The organism is Archangium sp. Cb G35 (assembly GCF_001896145.1).
GTDB lineage: Bacteria > Myxococcota > Myxococcia > Myxococcales > Myxococcaceae > Archangium > Archangium violaceum.
Genome location: NZ_MPOI01000001.1, coordinates 243,902 through 260,943 on the forward strand (window position 1 = coordinate 243,902; position 17,042 = coordinate 260,943).

At 69.6% G+C, this 17,042-nt stretch carries 13 protein-coding genes; 9 read left to right on the plus strand and 4 right to left on the minus strand.

Features of this window, described 5'->3' with window-relative positions; all coding sequences use genetic code 11:
• Positions 1 to 129: 129 nt before the first annotated feature.
• From BO221_RS01030 to BO221_RS01055, 6 genes are all read left to right on the plus strand, one after another.
• A complete protein-coding gene (locus BO221_RS01030; protein WP_073558466.1) occupies positions 130 to 1,395 on the plus strand; it encodes a hypothetical protein in 1,266 nt (421 codons plus the stop codon).
• A gap of 214 nt (positions 1,396 to 1,609) precedes the next feature.
• Complete coding sequence (locus BO221_RS52185) at positions 1,610 to 2,143, plus strand: hypothetical protein (RefSeq protein WP_198956044.1); 534 nt, start codon at positions 1,610 to 1,612, stop codon at positions 2,141 to 2,143.
• 70 nt (positions 2,144 to 2,213) lie between these two features.
• Positions 2,214 to 2,834, plus strand: a complete 621-nt coding sequence (locus BO221_RS01040) for a hypothetical protein (protein WP_143195199.1) — start codon at positions 2,214 to 2,216, stop codon at positions 2,832 to 2,834.
• The gene (locus tag BO221_RS01045) at positions 2,831 to 3,070 is read left to right on the plus strand and encodes a hypothetical protein (RefSeq protein WP_073558468.1); all 240 of its coding nucleotides are present in this window, start codon (positions 2,831 to 2,833) and stop codon (positions 3,068 to 3,070) included. Before BO221_RS01040 ends, BO221_RS01045 begins: the two co-directional genes overlap by 4 nt.
• Positions 3,071 to 3,153: 83 nt before the next feature.
• On the plus strand, positions 3,154 to 5,904 hold the full coding sequence (locus BO221_RS01050) for a VWA domain-containing protein (RefSeq protein ID WP_073558469.1): 2,751 nt from the start codon (positions 3,154 to 3,156) through the stop codon (positions 5,902 to 5,904).
• Positions 5,905 to 6,049: 145 nt separating this feature from the next.
• Positions 6,050 to 7,102 (plus strand): hypothetical protein, encoded by a 1,053-nt coding sequence (locus BO221_RS01055; protein WP_073558470.1) that lies wholly within the window; start codon positions 6,050 to 6,052, stop codon positions 7,100 to 7,102.
• A 12-nt stretch (positions 7,103 to 7,114) separates the two neighbouring features.
• Here the strand turns inward: BO221_RS01055 and BO221_RS01060 are convergent, their stop codons facing one another.
• Positions 7,115 to 7,987 carry a YIP1 family protein gene (locus BO221_RS01060; RefSeq protein ID WP_073558471.1) on the minus strand — a complete coding sequence of 291 codons (873 nt, stop codon included), beginning with the start codon at positions 7,985 to 7,987 and terminating at the stop codon, positions 7,115 to 7,117.
• A 53-nt stretch (positions 7,988 to 8,040) separates the two neighbouring features.
• On the minus strand, positions 8,041 to 9,252 hold the full coding sequence (locus BO221_RS01065; RefSeq protein ID WP_073558472.1) for a cytochrome P450: 1,212 nt from the start codon (positions 9,250 to 9,252) through the stop codon (positions 8,041 to 8,043).
• Between the two features lie 278 nt (positions 9,253 to 9,530).
• Between BO221_RS01065 and BO221_RS01070 the strand changes: the two genes are divergently transcribed.
• The 3 genes from BO221_RS01070 to BO221_RS57005 all read left to right on the plus strand — a co-directional run bounded on the left by BO221_RS01070 (position 9,531) and on the right by BO221_RS57005 (position 14,729).
• Positions 9,531 to 9,986: a response regulator gene (locus BO221_RS01070; RefSeq protein ID WP_073558473.1), complete on the plus strand. Its 456-nt coding sequence runs from the start codon at positions 9,531 to 9,533 to the stop codon at positions 9,984 to 9,986.
• A 9-nt stretch (positions 9,987 to 9,995) separates the two neighbouring features.
• Positions 9,996 to 12,083 carry a HEAT repeat domain-containing protein gene (locus BO221_RS01075; RefSeq protein WP_073558474.1) on the plus strand — a complete coding sequence of 696 codons (2,088 nt, stop codon included), beginning with the start codon at positions 9,996 to 9,998 and terminating at the stop codon, positions 12,081 to 12,083.
• A 66-nt stretch (positions 12,084 to 12,149) separates the two neighbouring features.
• Entirely contained in the window at positions 12,150 to 14,729 is a 2,580-nt protein-coding gene (locus BO221_RS57005) for a fused MFS/spermidine synthase (RefSeq protein WP_073558475.1), read from the plus strand.
• A gap of 4 nt (positions 14,730 to 14,733) precedes the next feature.
• Here BO221_RS57005 and BO221_RS01085 read toward each other — a convergent pair whose 3' ends face one another.
• The gene (locus BO221_RS01085; RefSeq protein ID WP_073558476.1) at positions 14,734 to 15,351 is read right to left on the minus strand and encodes a pentapeptide repeat-containing protein; all 618 of its coding nucleotides are present in this window, start codon (positions 15,349 to 15,351) and stop codon (positions 14,734 to 14,736) included.
• A gap of 18 nt (positions 15,352 to 15,369) precedes the next feature.
• Entirely contained in the window at positions 15,370 to 16,989 is a 1,620-nt protein-coding gene (locus BO221_RS01090) for a hypothetical protein (RefSeq protein ID WP_073558477.1), read from the minus strand.
• Between the last annotated feature and the right edge of the window lie 53 nt (positions 16,990 to 17,042).

A 17,042-nucleotide genomic window follows, 5' to 3' on the forward strand; every position in this document is an offset into this window, starting at 1 on the left:
ATATCCCTTGAAGATGTATCTGTCTGATATGTCGGGGATGCTTCACGGATGAGGTATCCACTCTCGCATCCGGGAACGAGCTGACGTCATCCCTGCGCGATATCGGCTCGCCCCCAGGAGTTTCCCACCATGTCTCGTCTTGGTCTGGCCATCGCCGTGCTCGTCGCGTGCGGGCCCGCGCTCGCGTCCACTTCCACGCGCGTAGAAGCGGAACAGCTCGCCTCCGTCAGCGCACCGTTCGCGGTGACGCGCGAGCACGTCTCCGGCGACATCTATCACTATCAATTCGACCTCCGCGTCGGCGCCACGCCGAACGCACGCGTGCGCGTTCACCGGGTCGTCCGCGAGCTCTCGCCGTGGCGGCCGCGTCCGACCACGCGCGCGGTGATGCTGATGCACGGAGACTTCGCCAATTTCGTCACGAACTTCGTGCCGTCGCTCGGCAATCCCGCGTCGCCGGCCCCGGGGCTCGCCCCGTATCTGGTGTCCCGCGGCATCGACGCATGGGGCGTCGATCGGCGCTGGACGCTGCCTTCCGAAGACGGTGACATCTCCGATATGGGCGGGATGGGCGTCGGCCAGGCGATTGGTGACACCGCTGTCGCGCTCGCCTTCGCGCGGGCGACGCGGACCGTCACCGACCGCGATCCGGGCCGGATCGTCCTCGGTGGATTCTCGCATGGCGCCCAGCTCACCTACGCGTACGCCGCCGCCGATGGCCGTCACCTCTCGGCGATCGCCGCGCTCGACATCTACTACGACCTCTCGCCCGAGGACGCTGATCTGCGGACCCTGGCGTGCGCCAATGCCGCGGCGGGACGAGACGCGCTGGCGCAGGGGGTGACCGACTCCAGCAACAGCTTGTTCATCACGGCGGGCCAGTTGGCTCGGAGCCTGCCCGATGAGCCCTCGCCCTTGTTCCCGTCCTACACGAATCGCGGAGTCGTGCTCACGCTGGCGGGCCTGACCTGGTGGCTCGCGCCGTACACGCCGCTGTACCACTTGAGCGCGCCGAGCTTCGACGCCGATGGCAATGTCACGGGGTTGAGCGAGTCGTCCGAGGAGCGCGTGAGCGCGTGGTTCGCCAGCGCGCCGCCGCACCAGTCGATGCGCGAGACCGCGGAGTTCGATGAGATCTGGTGCGGCACCACGCCCAGGCCCGAGCTGGCGAAGATCCGCGTCCCGCTCTTCTATCTCGGCGCCGCGGGCGGGTTTGGCGACCACGGTCTGTACTCGACGACGCGGGTCTCGTCGTCTGATGTCACCACGCTCGTCGTCCGCCGGTTCGGGCCGGAGCGGGTCGCCGAGGACTTCGGCCATGGCGATCTCCTGTACGCGGAGGACGCGCCAGCGCTGGCCTGGGGACCGTTCGCGGCGTGGTTGCTGCGCCACTGACCGGGCCCTGAGCTTCCCGAGCGCTGGCCTGGACGGACGAGGGCGGAGACGGTTTCCACTTTCGTGGATGGTGCCCGGGCTCCGGTTTCCCTCTCCGGTGGCGTTGGCCCGGCGTGTGCTCCGGGCCAGTGTCCATGTCCGGACCTCATGACCGCTTCAATTGGCCCTGGTGTTGCTTCGTCTGACCAGTACCCGGGAGTTGAACAGGCGCCTGATGCACCAGGTAGACCTGTTCAAGAAAGTCTACGGCTCACCGCAGGGAAGGAGGGAGTTGGAGGCGGTCATCCACTACCTCCGGGAACGGGGGACGAAGGCTACTGGAAAAGTCACCCGGCGGGTGTTAGGTTGCGTGCTGCGAGAACAGCGAGTGGAGGCACTCATGTGGACGGAGGGACAGCGACTCCGGGCGGAGGGACGCCGGCAAGGGCGGGAGGAGGGAAGAATCGAGGGATTGGCCAAGGGGCGGGCCGAAGGAAGGGTCGAGGGACTGGCCGAGGGCGTGCTTCGGGTCCTCGCTGCTCGCGCCCTCTACGTGGATGGTGAGTCCCGTGAGCGCATCCTGGGTTGTACCGATCTGGCCTTGCTCGATCGCTGGCTCAAACGGGCGCTGCGCGCCAACCACCTTTCGGATGTGCTGGCTCGGAGGTCCGTCACCGGAAAGCGTGCGACCAGGTCCCGTCCCCTCAAGGCAAAGAGTGGAGGAAAGGCCGTAGCCGGTGGTTCCCCCAAGCGGGGACGGAGGCAGTGAGCATCTGACGAAGAGGACGCCAACCCTTGGTATACGCTGCGCCTCTTCCCGCTGCCCCGGTGAGGCCTCCATGAAGAAGATTGTCGCGCTGTTCTGGGTCCTGGTCGCGTCCGGTTGTGTCACCACCCCTCCCGCCACCCCCACCCGTCCGGCCCCCGAGCCACTCATCGCGCGGTGCGATGCCACGCAGGCCCAGATCTCCCGGGAGGCGGATGAGCGCGCCAGCCCCTACACCATCGAGAAGCACATCGCCGAGAAGTTCCCCGGCCGTCAGGTGTCGTGGCTGATGAAGGACAGCGCCTACCAGACGTTCGTCGTCCAGACGAACGCGAAGAACTTTGGCCGCTGCAACGACACCGGTTGCTACCTGTTCGCGGCGCCAGCGAGCGTCATCCAGAAGGCCGTCCAGGACTCGATGAAGGGCGGCACACATGACCCGGAGGTTCTCGGCAAGGCGCTCGGTCTGCCGGCCAAGAACTTCGAGGGGACGCTGCGGATGATGACGCTCGACCTCGATGCCAGCGGGGTCTGCGTGCGTCTGCCCGTCGATAGCGATCCGGGCGTGTGGAAGTGCACCAGCGCCGAGGACACGGATTGCTTCAAGTTCGGCGGTTTCACGTCGGGAGGGGTGCCGGAGGTAATGGTGATCAACGCTCCGGTTGCGCAGGCCCGGGTCGAGGAGATCCCTTGAGCGACGAGGAGGTCCTGCTCCAAAGCCCGCTCCTCTACAGGCTGCTGCGCGACCGGAGCGGTGCGCTGATCATCGAGGTGGTGGTTGGCGGCATCGCGATGTCGGCGGTGCGGGTGCGGCTGGACGCGCGGGAGACGGACGCCTACGCCCGGGAGGGCCAGGCCTTCGCCGATCGCCTCGCCCAGGCCATCCAGGCGGATCCTCCGTTCGGAGGGCGCGCGGTGGACGTTCCCTAGCGCGAGGGTCCCCTTTCCCCAGCCAGGGCGGGGTGGGTAGCATGGAGAAACCTCCTCCGTGAGCGAGGCCGGTTCCCTCCCGAATGAGCTTCTCCCTGCCGCAGGCGCTGGTGCTCCTCGTCCCGCTGGGCCTCTTCCTGTGGAAGCGCGGCCAGCGGCCCGGTCCTCCCATGGCCCTGCGGTGGGCGCTGTTGCTGCTCGTGGTGGGCGCGCTGGCCGGCCCCGAGTGGGTGCTGCGCCACGCGGGCAGTGACGTGGTGGTGGTGGTGGACCGCTCGCGCTCCATGCCAACCGACGCGGGGCGCGTGGCCTCGGAGCTGGTGGGCCTGCTGGAGACACAGCGGCGCACCGGCGACAGGGTGGGCGTCATCTCCTTCGGCCGTGAGGCCCGGGTGGAGCAGGCTCTGTCGGAGGCGGGACGCTTCGGCGGCTTCACCCGGCCGGTGGACACGGAGGCCTCGGACCTGTCGGCGGCGCTGGACGCGGCGGGGGCCCTCATTCCTCCGGGCCGCACGGGCCGGGTGCTGGTGGTGTCCGACGGACGAGCCACTGGCGCGGACGCCCGGGGCGCGGCGCGGCGGCTGGCGGCGCGGGGCATCGCCGTGGACTTCCGCCAGGTGGCGCGCGAGGACTCCCCGCTCGACCTCGCCGTGCTCTCGCTGGACGTGCCGGCCGCGGTGAGGGCGCACGAGCCCTTCCAGATGACCGGGGTGGTGGTGGCCTCGGCGCCTGTCTCCGGAACGGTGAGCCTGGAGCGCAATGGCCGCGTGCTGGTGAAGGGGCCTTTCGACTTCCAGGCCGGGCCCAACCTGCTGCCCTTCCGCGACCTCGTGGAGGAGCCGGGCCTCGTGGCCTACCGGCTGACGGTGGTGGCGCCTGGCGACGGGGTGGTGGAGAACGACGTGGGGCAGGCGGTGCTGCGGGTGGAGGGGCCTCCCCGGGTGCTGCTGCTCACCGCGCAGCCGGAGGGCACGCTGGCCCGGGCGCTGCGCTCGGCGGGGTTGCTGCTGGAGGTGCGCGCGCCCTTCCCCGTGACGCTCGATGCCCTGGACGGCGTGGGCACGGTGGTGCTGGAGAACGTGGACGCGAACCAGCTCGGCGAGCCGGCGCTGAACGTGCTGGCCTCGTACGTGGAGCAGGCCGGGGGCGGGCTGGTGATGACGGGCGGCCGCTCCAGCTTCGGCGAGGGCGGTTACCGCCGCTCGCCGGTGGAGCCGTTGCTGCCCGTGTCGCTGGAGATGCGCGAGGAGCAGCGCCGCACGGCCCTGGCCATGAGTGTGCTGATGGATTGCAGCTGCTCCATGGGCGCCACCGTGCCGGACGGACGCACGAAGATGGAGCTGGCCGCCGAGGGCGTGGTGGGCGCGCTCACCCTGCTCAACGAGAAGGACGAGGTGTCCGTGCACATGGTGGACACCCAGGTGCACGAAATCTTCCCGATGAGCCCCGTGGAGAACGGGCTGCCGCTGAACGAGGTGTCGCGCGGTTTCAGCGGCGGAGGCGGCATCTACGTGGGCGAGGCGCTGCGGGCGGGCCGCAAACAGATTCTGCGCAGCGACAAGCTCACGCGGCATGTGCTGCTCTTCTCGGACGCGGCGGACTCGGAGGAGCCGGACGATTTCATGAGGACGCTCTCGGAGCTGCAGGGCCAGAAGGTGACGGTGTCCGTCATCGGCCTGGGCTCGGAGAAGGATTCGGACGCGGAGCTGCTCAAGGAGATCGCCACGAGGGGCGGAGGCCGCATCTACTTCGCCGAGGACGCGATGAGCCTGCCGCGCATCTTCAGCCAGGAGACCATCGCCGTGGCGCGGGCCACCTTCGTGGACGAGCCCGCCTCACTGGAGGCGGCGCCGGACCTGCCGTTGCTCGGCAGGCTGCCGTCGCTGGGGCTGCCCCAGGTGGGTGGCTACAACCTCACGTACCTGCGGCCGCGCGCGAGCGTGGCGATGCGGACGCTGGATGACAACGCGGCGCCGGTGCTGGCGTTGTGGCCGCGCGGCTCGGGGCGGGTGGTGGCCTTCATGGCGGAGGTGGATGGCGAATTCACCGGTGAGCTGCGCACCTGGAGCGGCCTGCGCGCGGCGCTGGAGGGCATGGTGCGCTGGAGCATGGGTGGCGCGGGCGAGGAGGGCGAGGCGGTGGCGCGCTCGGAGCGGCGGGGCAACCTGCTGCGGGTGACGCTGGACTTCGCGCCGGGAGAGGCCCTGCCGGGTGCGCTGCCCTCGCTGGTGCTGCTGCCGGGAGACGGGAGGGGCGCGCCGGTGGAGCTGCCCATGCGCTGGGAGGACGAGGACCGGGTGACGGCCGAGTACACGCTGCCGGGCAGCGGCACGTGGCACCCGGTGGTGAAGCTGGGCACTCGGGTGCTGCGGGCACCTCCGGTGACGCTGCCCTACGCGCCCGAGTTCGAGCCCGGCAATGCCCAGGAGGGCCTGGAGGTGTTGCGCGGGGTGGCGGCCGTGGGCGGAGGCCTGGAGCGGCTCTCCATGACGGGCCTCTTCGCGGAGGCGCCCGAGTCCGAAGGCCGCGTGGCGTTGGCGCCCTGGATGGTGGCCCTGGCGGTGGCGGTGCTGCTGGCGGAGGTGGTGGTGCGCCGCTTCCTGTCGGGCCCGAGGCTCCGGCGCGCGGTGGCGGCTTCCACCCCGGCGGCCGTGGCGGTGCCGGGCATGCCGGCTCCCTCCGCCTCGCCTCGTCCCTCGAGCAAGCCCGCGGCCGGAACGGGACCGGCTCCGGAAGCCCCGGCCTCGCCCGAGACGAAGCCGCGCGAGGAGCGGAGCGTGGACTCGGCGCTCGAGGCCGCTCGCGAGCGCGCCCGCCGCCGCCTGGGAAAGTAAGCGCTTCCCCTGATGAATGTTGGATTCTTCCAACATTCAGAAGAAACGGGAAATACGGTCTTCTCTGATGTTAAGACGCGTCCTCCCCCCCGCCGTGGAGCCGGGATTCCCCCCTCCGGTTCCACGGCCATGAACGAGGCACGCGATGAAGCTGCGCTACACGTTGTTGTTGTTGCCCGCCCTGTTGGCCGTGGGCTGCGGTCCGTCCGAGGACGAGGTGGTGGTGGACGAGCTCACGGGCCAGGTGCTCGAGCCGGCCACGACCGAGTACGACATGCACCGGCTGCTCGAGGACACGGACATCACCGGCGGCCAGTGGATTACCGTCGCGCAGGTGCAGGCCTTCCTGCAGCAGAAGGGCTCGTACCTGGCCACCTACAAGGATCCGGCCTGGAGCAACAAGACGGCGGCGACGCTCATCGTGGAGCAGTCCAAGCTGCAGACCATCAGCCCGCTGTACATGCTGGCGCGCATCCAGACGGAGTCGAGCCTCATCACCAGCGGCACCTCGACCAACCTGGCCAAGGCCACCGGCTGTGGCTGCCCGGACAGCGGCGGGTGCAGCAGCTCCTACGCGGGCTTCGGCAAGCAGATCGAGTGCTCGGCCAAGAAGCTGCGCGGCTACCTCACCGACCTGGACGCGGGCCGGGCCACCATCTCCGGGTGGAAGCCGGGCGTGACGAAGAGCACGTCGGATCCGTGCTCGGTGAGGCCGGCCAACAAGGCCACCGCGGCGCTCTACACGTACACCCCGTGGGTGGGCGCGTACGCCATCCAGTGCGGCCGGAACGACATTGGCGGCTCGTCGCTGGTGGCGGTGAAGTACAACCAGTTCAAGGGCGAGTACAACTGGGGCACCGGCGGCAGCACCGTCACGTGCTACTCGGGCACGGTGGATGCGAACGTGGCCGTGGGCGTGTGCGTGCAGAGCTCCTCGGACGCCATCTGGCGGCAGTGCCAGGCCGACGGCACCTTCACGGCGGGCACCACCACCAAGCCCACCAACTGCACGGCGTCCTGGCCGTATTGCTCGTCCGCCACGCTGGGCCGCTCGGTGCCGTCGCGCACGTGCGTGCAGTCCAGCGGGGATTCCCAGTGGCACCAGTGCGGCGCCGAGGGCGCGTGGCTCTCGGCTCCGAGCGCTCCCATCACGGGTGCTGGCCCGGTGGGCAGCTGCTACGCCTCCTACGCCCTCTGAGCGGGGGGCGGCTCAGTTGAAGCCACCGCGCAGAAAGCTGAGCAGGTAGAAGACGGTGACGCCGACGAGGCAGCAGGAGAGCAGGGGCACGGCCAGGCATCCCGCCAGCGCCACGCCCCAGCTCGTCTGGTGCAGCCCGCGGTAGGCATGGACGCGGGCCACCAGCATCCAGATGAGTGCGACGTAGGGGCCGATGCACGGCACCGCGCCGATCACCAGGGGCGCCCCGGAGAAGGCGTGGGCCCGGAGCGTCACCGAATAGCCCCGGGTGACGCCTCCCATCTTCAGCACGAGGTGGTCGAGCCCCGCCTGGATGATGGCGTAGGCCACGGAGAACAGCGGGCCCACGACCATGATGGCCACGAACATGAGGGGGCCCATCCACGTGGGGAAGTTCCCCGTGGACCGGGCCTCCTCGGGGAGCAGAAGGGGCATGGAGGCGATGCCACCCATATAGGAGAGGCCTCCCACGATGCAGCTGGGCATGGCGCACAGCACCGTGAACAGCAGGGACTCGCCGGCGTTGCCGTCGGGACGGGCGGTGGAGAAGGTGCTCGGGTGGAACATCACGCTCACCAGCGTCTTCCACCAGGCGGTGAACGTGCCCAGCTCCTCGCGCTGATCCCACGGCAGGGGCGAGTCGTTCTCGAGCGCATGGCAGCGCTGGCACACCACCTCCTGGCGCGAATTGAGCCGCAGGCACTCGGCGCAGGCGAAGGTGCCGCAGCGGTCGCAGATGGCCAGGCTCACCCGGTGGGGGTGGTAGGCGCACGTGGGCTCGGCGCTGCCCGGGGTCGACTCTCGCAGCAGTGAGGCGCCACAACCCGGACACGTCGTGACTCCGGGGGTGATGGGCCGTTGGCAGTGGGGACAGGGGATGTTCATGCGCTACCCATCCTCGCATGAACCTCCCCTGGGGGCGCCCGGAAGGCGCGCGCTCAGAAGGCCACGGGCAGGTGCTGCAGTCCGTTGACGAGGATGCCGTCGCGCCAGCGCAGCCGGGCTGGGTCTTCCGCGAAGCGCAGCCGGGGCATCCGCTCCAGCAGCAGGTTGATGGCGATGGTGCCCTCGAGCCGGGCCAGGGGCGCGCCCAGGCAGAAGTGGATGCCGAAGCCGAAGGCGATGTGCCGGTTGGGCTCGCGGGTGATGTCGAAGCGCTCCGGCTCGGGGAAGTGCTCGGGGTCATGGTCGGCCGCCAGCAGCGAGGCCACCACGCTCTCGCCGGCGGGAATCACCTGGCCGCGGAACTCGAGCTCCTCCGTGGCCCAGCGCTGGGTGCTGGTCTCCACCGGGCCGCGGAAGCGCAGCATCTCCTCCACCGCGGACTCGATGAGGGCGGGGTTGGCGCGCAGCCGTTCCAGCTGCTCCGGGTGGTTGAGCAGCGCCCAGACGCCATTGCCGATGAGGTTCACCGTCGTCTCGTGGCCCGCCACCAGCAGCAGGAAGAGCATGCTGATGAGCTCGGCGGGCGTGAGCCGGTCTCCCTGCTCCTCCACCGCCAGCAGGGCGCTGAGCAGATCATCCCGAGGCTCGGTCCGGCGCCGGGCCATCATGCCCTGGAAGTACTGGGCGAACTGGAAGCCCGCCTTCTGGATGGCCTCCATGTTCCCATCCAGGGGCGGGTTGACGACGATGTTCGTCCACTCGCGGAACTGGTCCTGGTCCTCCTGGGGCACGCCGAGCATCTCGGCGATGACCGTCACCGGCAGGGGGAAGGCGTAGGCGTCGAGCAGGTCCATGGAGCCGTTGGCCTGCACGGCGTCCAGCAGCCGGTGGGAGATGGCGGTGATGCGCGGGCGCAATTCCTCGACGCGGCGCGGGGTGAAGGCCTTGGACACCAGCGTGCGCAGGCGCGTGTGGTCCGGCGGATCCGCCGAGAGCATGTGCTGGTTGAAGACGCCGTTCTCGCCGGAACGCTTCTGTTTGGTCGGCGAGCTGTCGGGCAGCTTGCGCACGTCCTTGGTGAAGCGCGGGTCGCGCATCAGCTCCACCGCGTCCTTGTAGCGGGTCGCCACCCAGACGGGGTTCTTGTAGTAGGGGTCGAACAGCCGGACGAAGGGGGCTTCCTGCCGCATGCGGGCGTAGACGGGCAGGGGGTTGGCGCGCGCTTCCGGCGCCCACAGGTCGTGACGGTTGGTGCTCGAGCTCAAGCGTGACTCTCCAGGGGTGAAGCGGATGGGGGCCGGCCTGCTCCCATCCGGGGAACTCCCTGGATATCGCCTGTCGGGGTGCCGTGCTCGGGTCATGAGGGCGGCGCTGGAGGAGATGATGGGTGCCCGACGCGGGGCGGCCCGGGGCAGAGTGCCCCCGTGGGGCAGAATGTCCCGGCCCGGCTCCCGGACGGATGGCTCTCGTGAGAGGGGGGAGCCCTTTGGCATGGACCCTGCTTGAGGAGGGAGTTCCCTCTCCGCCTGGGTGGTGTGCCGTGATGTCTTCCCCTCCCTCGGAACCCCACCCGCCGCGCATCCTGCTGGCCGAGGACGATACCGAGTTGCGCTCGCTCCTGACGCTGACCCTGGCGCGGGCGGGTTACGCGGTGGTCGCGCTGGAGGATGGCTTCGAGCTGTCCGACTACGTATCGCTGACGCGGGTGTGCGGCGGTCCGCTGCTGCCGCCGGATCTCATCCTGTCGGATGTGCGGATGCCGGGGCTCACCGGGCTGGACGTGCTCACCCGGGCGCAGGCGGCCGGGCTGTTCTGCCCGGTGGTCCTCCTGTCGGCCTTCGCGGATGACGCGACGCGTGAGGCCGCGCGGCGGTTGGGAGTGAGTGCCTTCCTGGACAAGCCGGTGGACCTCCAGGTCCTGACGGCCACCGTGCGCCGGGAGATTTCCACGTCCCAGGGCCCGGGGGGTACGGCCCCTCGGCGGGAAATGCACGGTTGAGAGAGGTCTATGTCCCGCTCCCGTACGCTCGTCCTCGCGGTTGCCGTCCTCCTCGTGTTGGCGGGTGGGGCTGTCCTCTGGCGCCCGGCCACGCCGGACGCTCCGCCCGCCGCGCCATCCCCCGCCTCCGCTCCGAAGGACACGGCCGTGCGTGCCGCTCCGGCCGCGGCACCCATGGCCCCTCCGCCCGGGCAGAAGGTGACGGCGGAGCTGCTGCCTCCGCCTCCTGGCTACGTGGGCTCGGAGAAGTGCGGCGAGTGCCATGACGGCGAGCACGCCGCGTGGCGCGAGGACTGGCATGCCCGTGCGCTCTCGGAGGCCACTCCGGAGTACGTGGTCGGCGACTTCGACAACGCCCACTACAAGGGAGACTCCAGCGAGGCGTGGATGATTTCCCAGGACGCGCACTACGCCATGCGCACGAAGGGGCCGGGTGGCGCGCTCGGGGCGTATCCGGTGCACTGGGTGGTGGGCGGCAAGCGGATGCAGGACCCCGTCACGATGATGCCGGACGGGCGCTGGCAGGTGCTGCCCATCTACTACCACGTCACCGGCAAGGGCGAGTGGGTGGACTATTCCGAGTCCAAGCAGGGCGTGCTGACGCCGGACCATCCCTTCTTCTGGGCCAACTGGCAGCGCAACAGCCAGCACTCGTGCCTGGACTGCCACGTCACCGGCCTCAACACGCGCTACGACCGGGGCAGCCACAAGTGGAGCACCGGCTTCGCGGACGCGGGAGTGGCCTGCGAGAGCTGCCACGGTCCCGGCGCGCGCCACGTGGAGACGCAGCTCACGAAGGACATCATCCAGCCGTCGAAGCTTCCGCCCCAGCAGGCGCTGGCCGTGTGCGCGCAGTGCCACGGGCCGCACCGCACGCTCTTCCCGCTGCTGGACGCGGCGCACCGGTATCAGCCGGGCAAGCGCTACGAGGACTACTACCTGCCCATGGTGGTGCTGCTGGGCAATCAGCGCTCCGGCGACTTCTTCGAGGACGGGCGCCCGAAGACGTCCAGCTTCGAGTACCAGGCCCTCACCCAGTCGCGCTGCTACCTGCAGGGCGGCGCCACGTGCCTCACCTGCCACACCGCGCCTCACGCGGAGCACGCGGACAATGAAATCAAACAGCCCAAGCACCTCGCGAAGGGCATGACAGTGGGCTCGGCGAGCTGTCAGGGCTGCCATGCGAAGGAGGCCGCCGAGGGCTCCCGGCACACGCACCACACCTCGGCCGAGGCGCGGGACTGCGTGGCCTGCCACATGCCGCCGACGGTGTCGGGCGTGCTGGACCACTTCGCGGACCACGCCATCGACGTGCCGGTGCCGCGCAACACGGTGAAGCACGGCATCCCCAACGCGTGCAACGCGTGCCACACGCACGAGAAGGCCTCACCCGAGGCGATGGCGGAGTCGCTGGAGAAGTGGTGGCCCAACGCGAAGCAGCGGCAGGCGCGGCGCATGCGGCTGGCGGATGCCATCGCGGTGAAGACGGCGGCGGACAGCCGCGGGCCGCTGGAGCAGGTGCTGGCGGACAGGAAGGAGGCACCGGCCCTGCGCGGCGTGGCGGCCCAGTTGCTGGCCCAGCGCTTCCGCAAGGAGGCGGTGCCCGCGTTGAAGGCGGCGCTCGCCACTGCCACGGATCCGGGCCTGCGCTCGGACCTCGCCGAGGCACTGTCCCTGACGGGCACGCGCGACGTGGTGGACGTGCTCGCCCCGCTGCTGAAGGACAAGTCGCTCTGGGTGCGGCAGGCCGCCGCCATTCCGCTCGCGGGCGTAGGAGACCCGCGAGGCGTGTCGGCGCTGGAGACGCTGGCGCACCAGCCCGAGTCGGAGGGGCTGACGATGCCCCACGTGATGCTCGGCCAGCTGGCGCTGCGCCGGGGAGACCTGGCCACCGGTATCCAGGAACTGGAGCGCTCCCTGGACATGCAGCCGTACAACGCCGAGGTGCTGGTGGTGCTGGCCGACGTCTACGCGCGCCAGGGGGACCTGCCGCGGGCGAAGGAGCGGCTGGAGGAGGCGTTGCGGTTCGACTCGCAGCACCGGGGAGCCCGGCAGCGGCTGGAGTTCCTGAGGCGGGGGAGGGGCCCGGGCCGCTGAGCCCGCACGCCGGGCGAGCGGACGAACCGGCGGAGAGTCGGGAGTCGGGGTAGAGTCGTACCTCCCGTGAATCGCATCTCCGCCAGGGTATTCGCCGCCGTGGGTCTGCTCTTCGTCGCCTCGGGCATGAGCGGGCTCGTCTTCGAGGTCATCTGGGTCCGCTACCTGACGCTGGTGGTGGGCCACACCACGTTCGCGGCGAGCCTGGTGGTGTCCGCCTTCCTGGCGGGGCTCGTGCTGGGCAGCCTGGGGTGGGGACGGGTCGCGGACAGGCTGAAGCATCCGCTGCTGGCGTACGGGTTGTTGGAGGTGGCCACGGGCGTGCTCGCGCTGGGCATCACCCGGGTGCTGGCCTCGCTGCCCGAGGGGCTCTCCGCGCTGGGTCTGCCGGGTGGAGGGCCGTTGCCGGTGCGCGGGGTGCTGGCCTTCCTGCTGGTGTTGCCGCCCACCTTCTTCATGGGAGGCACGCTGCCCGTGCTCATGCGCTTCGTGGCGCGTGAGCTGGAGGGCCTGGGGCGCTCCTTCGGGGTGTTGTACTCGCTCAACACGCTGGGCGCGGCGCTCGGCTGCGGGGTGGCGGGCTTCTACCTCATCGGCGCGGTGGGGCTGTGGCGCACGGCGGCGATCGCCGCGGGGCTCAACGTGCTCGTGGGGCTCGGGGTGGTGCTCCTGCACCTGTGGTTGCGCCCCGAGCCGCTCTCCACCCCCACGCCCGCGGCGCCCGAGGCTTCGGGTGAAGCCTCGGCCTTCCAGGGCTCGCGCCGCACGCTGCTCGTCACGGCCTTCGCGCTGTGCGGCTTCGCGTCCATCTCCTACGAGGTGCTCTGGTTCCGCTTGCTGTCCACCTCGTTGGACTCCACCACGTATGCCTTCACCATCCTCCTGGTGACGTTCCTGCTGGGGCTCGTGGTGGGAGGGTTCGTGTACTCGCTGAAGCTGGCCGGGCGGGTGAGGGACCTGGAGCTCTTCGTCACCGTGGAGTCGTTGCTCGCCTTCGCGGGCCTGCTGTCCATGGCGCTGCTGGGCATGTCTCGCCCGGTGAGCCAGTTGCTGGCCGGCCTGGTGGGCGGCTGGGGCCCCAACGCCGTATACGTGGGCATGCTGCTGCACGCGGCGCTCGTCATCCTCGTGCCCGCCTCGCTCATCGGCGTCATCTTCCCGCTGGTGGTGCAGCTCACCACGCGGCACGTGGCGAACGCGGCCAGCAACGTGGGCCTGCTGTACTCGGTGAATACGCTGGGCGGCATCGTGGGCTCGCTGGCGGTGGGCTTCGTGCTGGTGCCGGCGATGGGCACGCAGTGGACGTTCGTCCTGGTGTGCGCGCTCAACATGGCGCTGGCGCTCGGGGTGCAGGCGCTGGACACGGAGGCGCAACCGCGTGCCCGGCGGAGCATGTGGGCGGGGGCGGCGCTGCTCGGGGTGGCGGTGGTGATGGTGCCGGGGGATTTGCTGGTGCGCGCCTTCGCCGACCACGTGGACTCCCGGGTGCGCTTCGTGCGCGAGGGCGTGGACGGAGCGCTGGCGGTGCTCGAGTACGACAGCGAGTCGGTGTGTGACTCGGGGCTGTACGCGTGTGGCCCGGGATGCCGGGAGAAGGGCTTCCGCCACCAGCAGTTGCTGTTCGGCTCGGTGTCGTACGCGAACACGGCGCTGCCGAGGAAGCGCTACATGGCCACGCTGGCGCACCTGCCCATGTTGCTGCACCCGGAGCCGAAGGAGGTGCTGCAGGTGTGCTTCGGCACGGGCAGCACCGCGGGCTCGTTCGCGAGCCACCCGGGCCTGCGCTCGCTCACCATCGTGGACACGAATCCGGACGTGCTGGCCGCGGCGCCACACTTCGCCGAGCACAACCATGGCGCGGCGGAGGATCCGCGCACGCACGTGGTGTTCGACGATGGGCGGCACTTCCTGCTGGCCTCCCAGGGCCGCTACGACGTCATCTCCTTCGAGCCGCCGCCGCCGCGCTCGGCGGGCGTGGTGGGGCTCTACACCACGGAGTTCTACCGGGAGGTGAAGCAGCGGCTGACGCCGGGAGGTGTGCTGGCGCAGTGGATTCCCTTGCAACAGCAGCCGGACAACCTGACGCGGGGCATGGTGGTCTCGCTGCTGGAGGCCTTCTCCGAGGTGACGCTGTGGATTCCCTCGGACTACGAGGCGGTGCTGGTGGCGGCGGACCGGCCGCTGGGGGTGGACGTGGCGGGCTGGGAGACGCGGTGGGCGCAGGCGTCGGTGGCACGCTCGCTGGCGGACGTGGGCTTCACCTCGCCGTATGGCCTCATGGGCACGTACGTGGCGGGCACGGAGGCGCTGCGGCGCTGGTCGCGGGGTTATGCGCCGGTGACGGATGACCACCCGGCGGTGGAGTACTTCCTCTTCAACGCGGACAAGCCGTTCGACCCGGAGGCACTGCTCGCGATGGCGGAGCGGCCCTCGCTGGTGCGTGGAGAGGGATTGGACGGGGAGCGGCTCGCGCGCGAGTTGGAGGCCAACCGGCGGGTGTTGGAGTCCACGCGGCTGAAGCGGGGAGGGGAGTGGGACGCGGCGCGGGCACGGGTGGAAGAGGCTCGCGCGCAGGTGGGCGACAACGCCTACCTGTCCTTCCTGCTGGACCTGGAGCTGGACTGCCTGCGGCCCGCGGGGCGGTGAGCCGTCAGTAGACGACGTAGTCGAGCTTCTCGAGGACGGATTTGAGTTCTTCGGGGGTGGTGCCGTACCGCTTCGCGACCGTTGGGGCGTGATAGGTCACAGCCACGGTGGAGGGCGGGTCGGTGTGCAGGCTGACCACGATGATGTGAGACCGGCCTGGCCACTTGAGGCTGTTCAATTCCTGGCTCCTGCCGATGGGGTCCAGGATGGTGAAACAGGGCCAGAGGGGCAGGCGCAGGGTACGCATGTCACAGCCATGGAAGCGGCAAGCCTGAAGTCGAGCCTCGGTGAAGTCGCAGTCTTCGATACCGCCATTCTCCCGGCCTGGTGGCCAGTCGTCAGGGAGGCGGTGTCCGAAGTCACAGCCCGTCAGGCGGCCGGTGAACTGGCATCCTTTCAGGAACGCGCTCGACCAATCATGGTTCTTCAACTCCTGCTTCACCTGGATGGTGCAGTCGATGAAGCGCGTGGGCCGGATGTGCAGCCAGCCCGCACTCACACGGGTCACCACGGTGCAGCGCCGCAGCGTCAGGTGAGGACCGAGATAGTAGTTGCCCTCTTTATTATCGATCAGTTCCAGCCGCTCGCCTTCTATCTCCTGGTTCTCGTAGATGACGTTCATGCGCTCCGCTGCCTCCTATCAGAAGAAGATCATCCGGAAGAAGACGTCATACATTCGGCGACCGTGGCGCCCGAAATTGTCCGCTGACCCGGCGAGTACCTCATAGTGGTACTCCTGCCCTGCGGGGCCCGTGACATCGACTCCGCGGTGGTTCCACTTCAGATGCTCAAACATCTTCTTCAGCTGTTTCTCTACCCAGCGTCCACGGGCCTGTCCCTCCAGCCGGGATGCTTGAAAGTGATTGCCCGCCGCGAGCGCCTCATCGATGGCCGCTTTCTCATCGCGCGTGAGATCGCTTGGCCTCCATTGCTTCGCCAGTTGATTGGCCGCGGCCTGGAGCTCGTCCCCCAGTGGATCCTCCGCCGGGATGTCCTTGAGTGACCTGCCGCGCGGCAGGTGCCAGCGCTGGCCATTGCCGAGCACCACCTGCTGATTGCCACCCCGGTGCCGCAGGACGGTGGTGACGAAGTTCCCCCCAGGAGCCGGACCAGCCGCGCTCGCCGAACCGTTGTGGCTGAGCATTGCCATCGCGAGGGCTCCTTCTGGAGCGGCCGCCACTATCTCCACTGCCTCCACCGCGACGGCGAGCGCGTCCTCTCTGGCCCCCGCCATTCCGCGTACCTGCAAGCTGCCCAGGACCGCGGCTCCGCCCTGCGCCTCCCACTGTGCCCCCGCCGCGCTGTACCCCGGCATGGAGCGCACCCGCGCCGCAATCTCCCCCAGCGTGCGCCCCGTTAATGCCCCGACCGCCAGGAGCATCGTCCGAGCCGCGTCCTTTCCCAGGACCTTGGCGAACTGTTCACCGGCCTCGCGCAGCTCGTCGAAGGTGGTGGCCTGATGGGCCTGGGTGGCCAGACGCGCCCAGCCGTCCATCAACCCCCACACCGTGTCCACGCCCAGCCACGCCACGAGAATCACGGACAGGCCCGCGGCGAGTGCTTTCGTGGTCGGTTCGGGCACGAGCCACAACGCCAGATACAAACTCACGGTCCACAAACACGTGGCCACCAGCACGCGCGGATTCAGCTCCCGTCCCAGGGCCTCAAGCGTTTCATCCAGCACCGAGCCGAAGGAAAGCGCGAGCGCCAGCGTGCGCCGGTCATCCGTGCGCAGGTAGGGCCCGTCGTCGAACAGGTGCAGACAGTCACCTCCACCCCGTCTCGCGCACCACTGCACGTACCTGCTCCGCAGGGCCTCGTCCGCTTCGGGAATGAGGCGGCTGTTCTCATCCTGGGGCACCAGGGTGAGGACGCGGTCCTTGTGTACCTCGGCCAGCCACACGCCCTCCAGTTGTTGCCACTCCACCTGCTGCTCCACCTGTCCCTTCAGCAGTTCGCGTGCGGCCTCTTGGGGCGTCTTCTTCCCCACCTGCACTTCGCGGACGAGCCGTTGGAAGGAACGCTGGAACTCGGTCCTGCCGATGGACACGGGCCGTGTCGTCACATGGCCCGGCTCGAGTACCACCACCTCGTACACGGTGGTGCCCGCTGTGCCGGAGTTCCGGGCAGGTGTGGAAGCCGGAGGGGGCGCATGCCCCGTGGCGCACGCGGTGAAGAGGAAGAGGAGAAGCAGTACCTGACCGGCCAACCGGGGGCGCAGCCGCACCCCCGAGGATGGTCCAGTGAAACGAGTGGACATGCCGCCTTCCCGGGCGAGCCGCGTGGACGGAAGAACGCGGTCGCGGAACTACA

What these genes read in the sequence shown, in the direction of transcription:
- BO221_RS01030 (WP_073558466.1), top strand. Translation starts at nt 130, where the DNA reads ATGTCTCGTCTTGGTCTGGCCATCGCCGTGCTCGTCGCGTGCGGGCCC.
- BO221_RS52185 (WP_198956044.1), top strand. Translation starts at nt 1,610, where the DNA reads ATGCACCAGGTAGACCTGTTCAAGAAAGTCTACGGCTCACCGCAGGGA.
- BO221_RS01040 (WP_143195199.1), top strand. Translation starts at nt 2,214, where the DNA reads ATGAAGAAGATTGTCGCGCTGTTCTGGGTCCTGGTCGCGTCCGGTTGT.
- BO221_RS01050 (WP_073558469.1), top strand. Translation starts at nt 3,154, where the DNA reads ATGAGCTTCTCCCTGCCGCAGGCGCTGGTGCTCCTCGTCCCGCTGGGC.
- BO221_RS01055 (WP_073558470.1), top strand. Translation starts at nt 6,050, where the DNA reads ATGAAGCTGCGCTACACGTTGTTGTTGTTGCCCGCCCTGTTGGCCGTG.
- BO221_RS01060 (WP_073558471.1), bottom strand. Translation starts at nt 7,987, where the DNA reads ATGAACATCCCCTGTCCCCACTGCCAACGGCCCATCACCCCCGGAGTC.
- BO221_RS01070 (WP_073558473.1), top strand. Translation starts at nt 9,531, where the DNA reads ATGTCTTCCCCTCCCTCGGAACCCCACCCGCCGCGCATCCTGCTGGCC.
- BO221_RS01075 (WP_073558474.1), top strand. Translation starts at nt 9,996, where the DNA reads ATGTCCCGCTCCCGTACGCTCGTCCTCGCGGTTGCCGTCCTCCTCGTG.
- BO221_RS01085 (WP_073558476.1), bottom strand. Translation starts at nt 15,351, where the DNA reads ATGAACGTCATCTACGAGAACCAGGAGATAGAAGGCGAGCGGCTGGAA.
- BO221_RS01090 (WP_073558477.1), bottom strand. Translation starts at nt 16,989, where the DNA reads ATGTCCACTCGTTTCACTGGACCATCCTCGGGGGTGCGGCTGCGCCCC.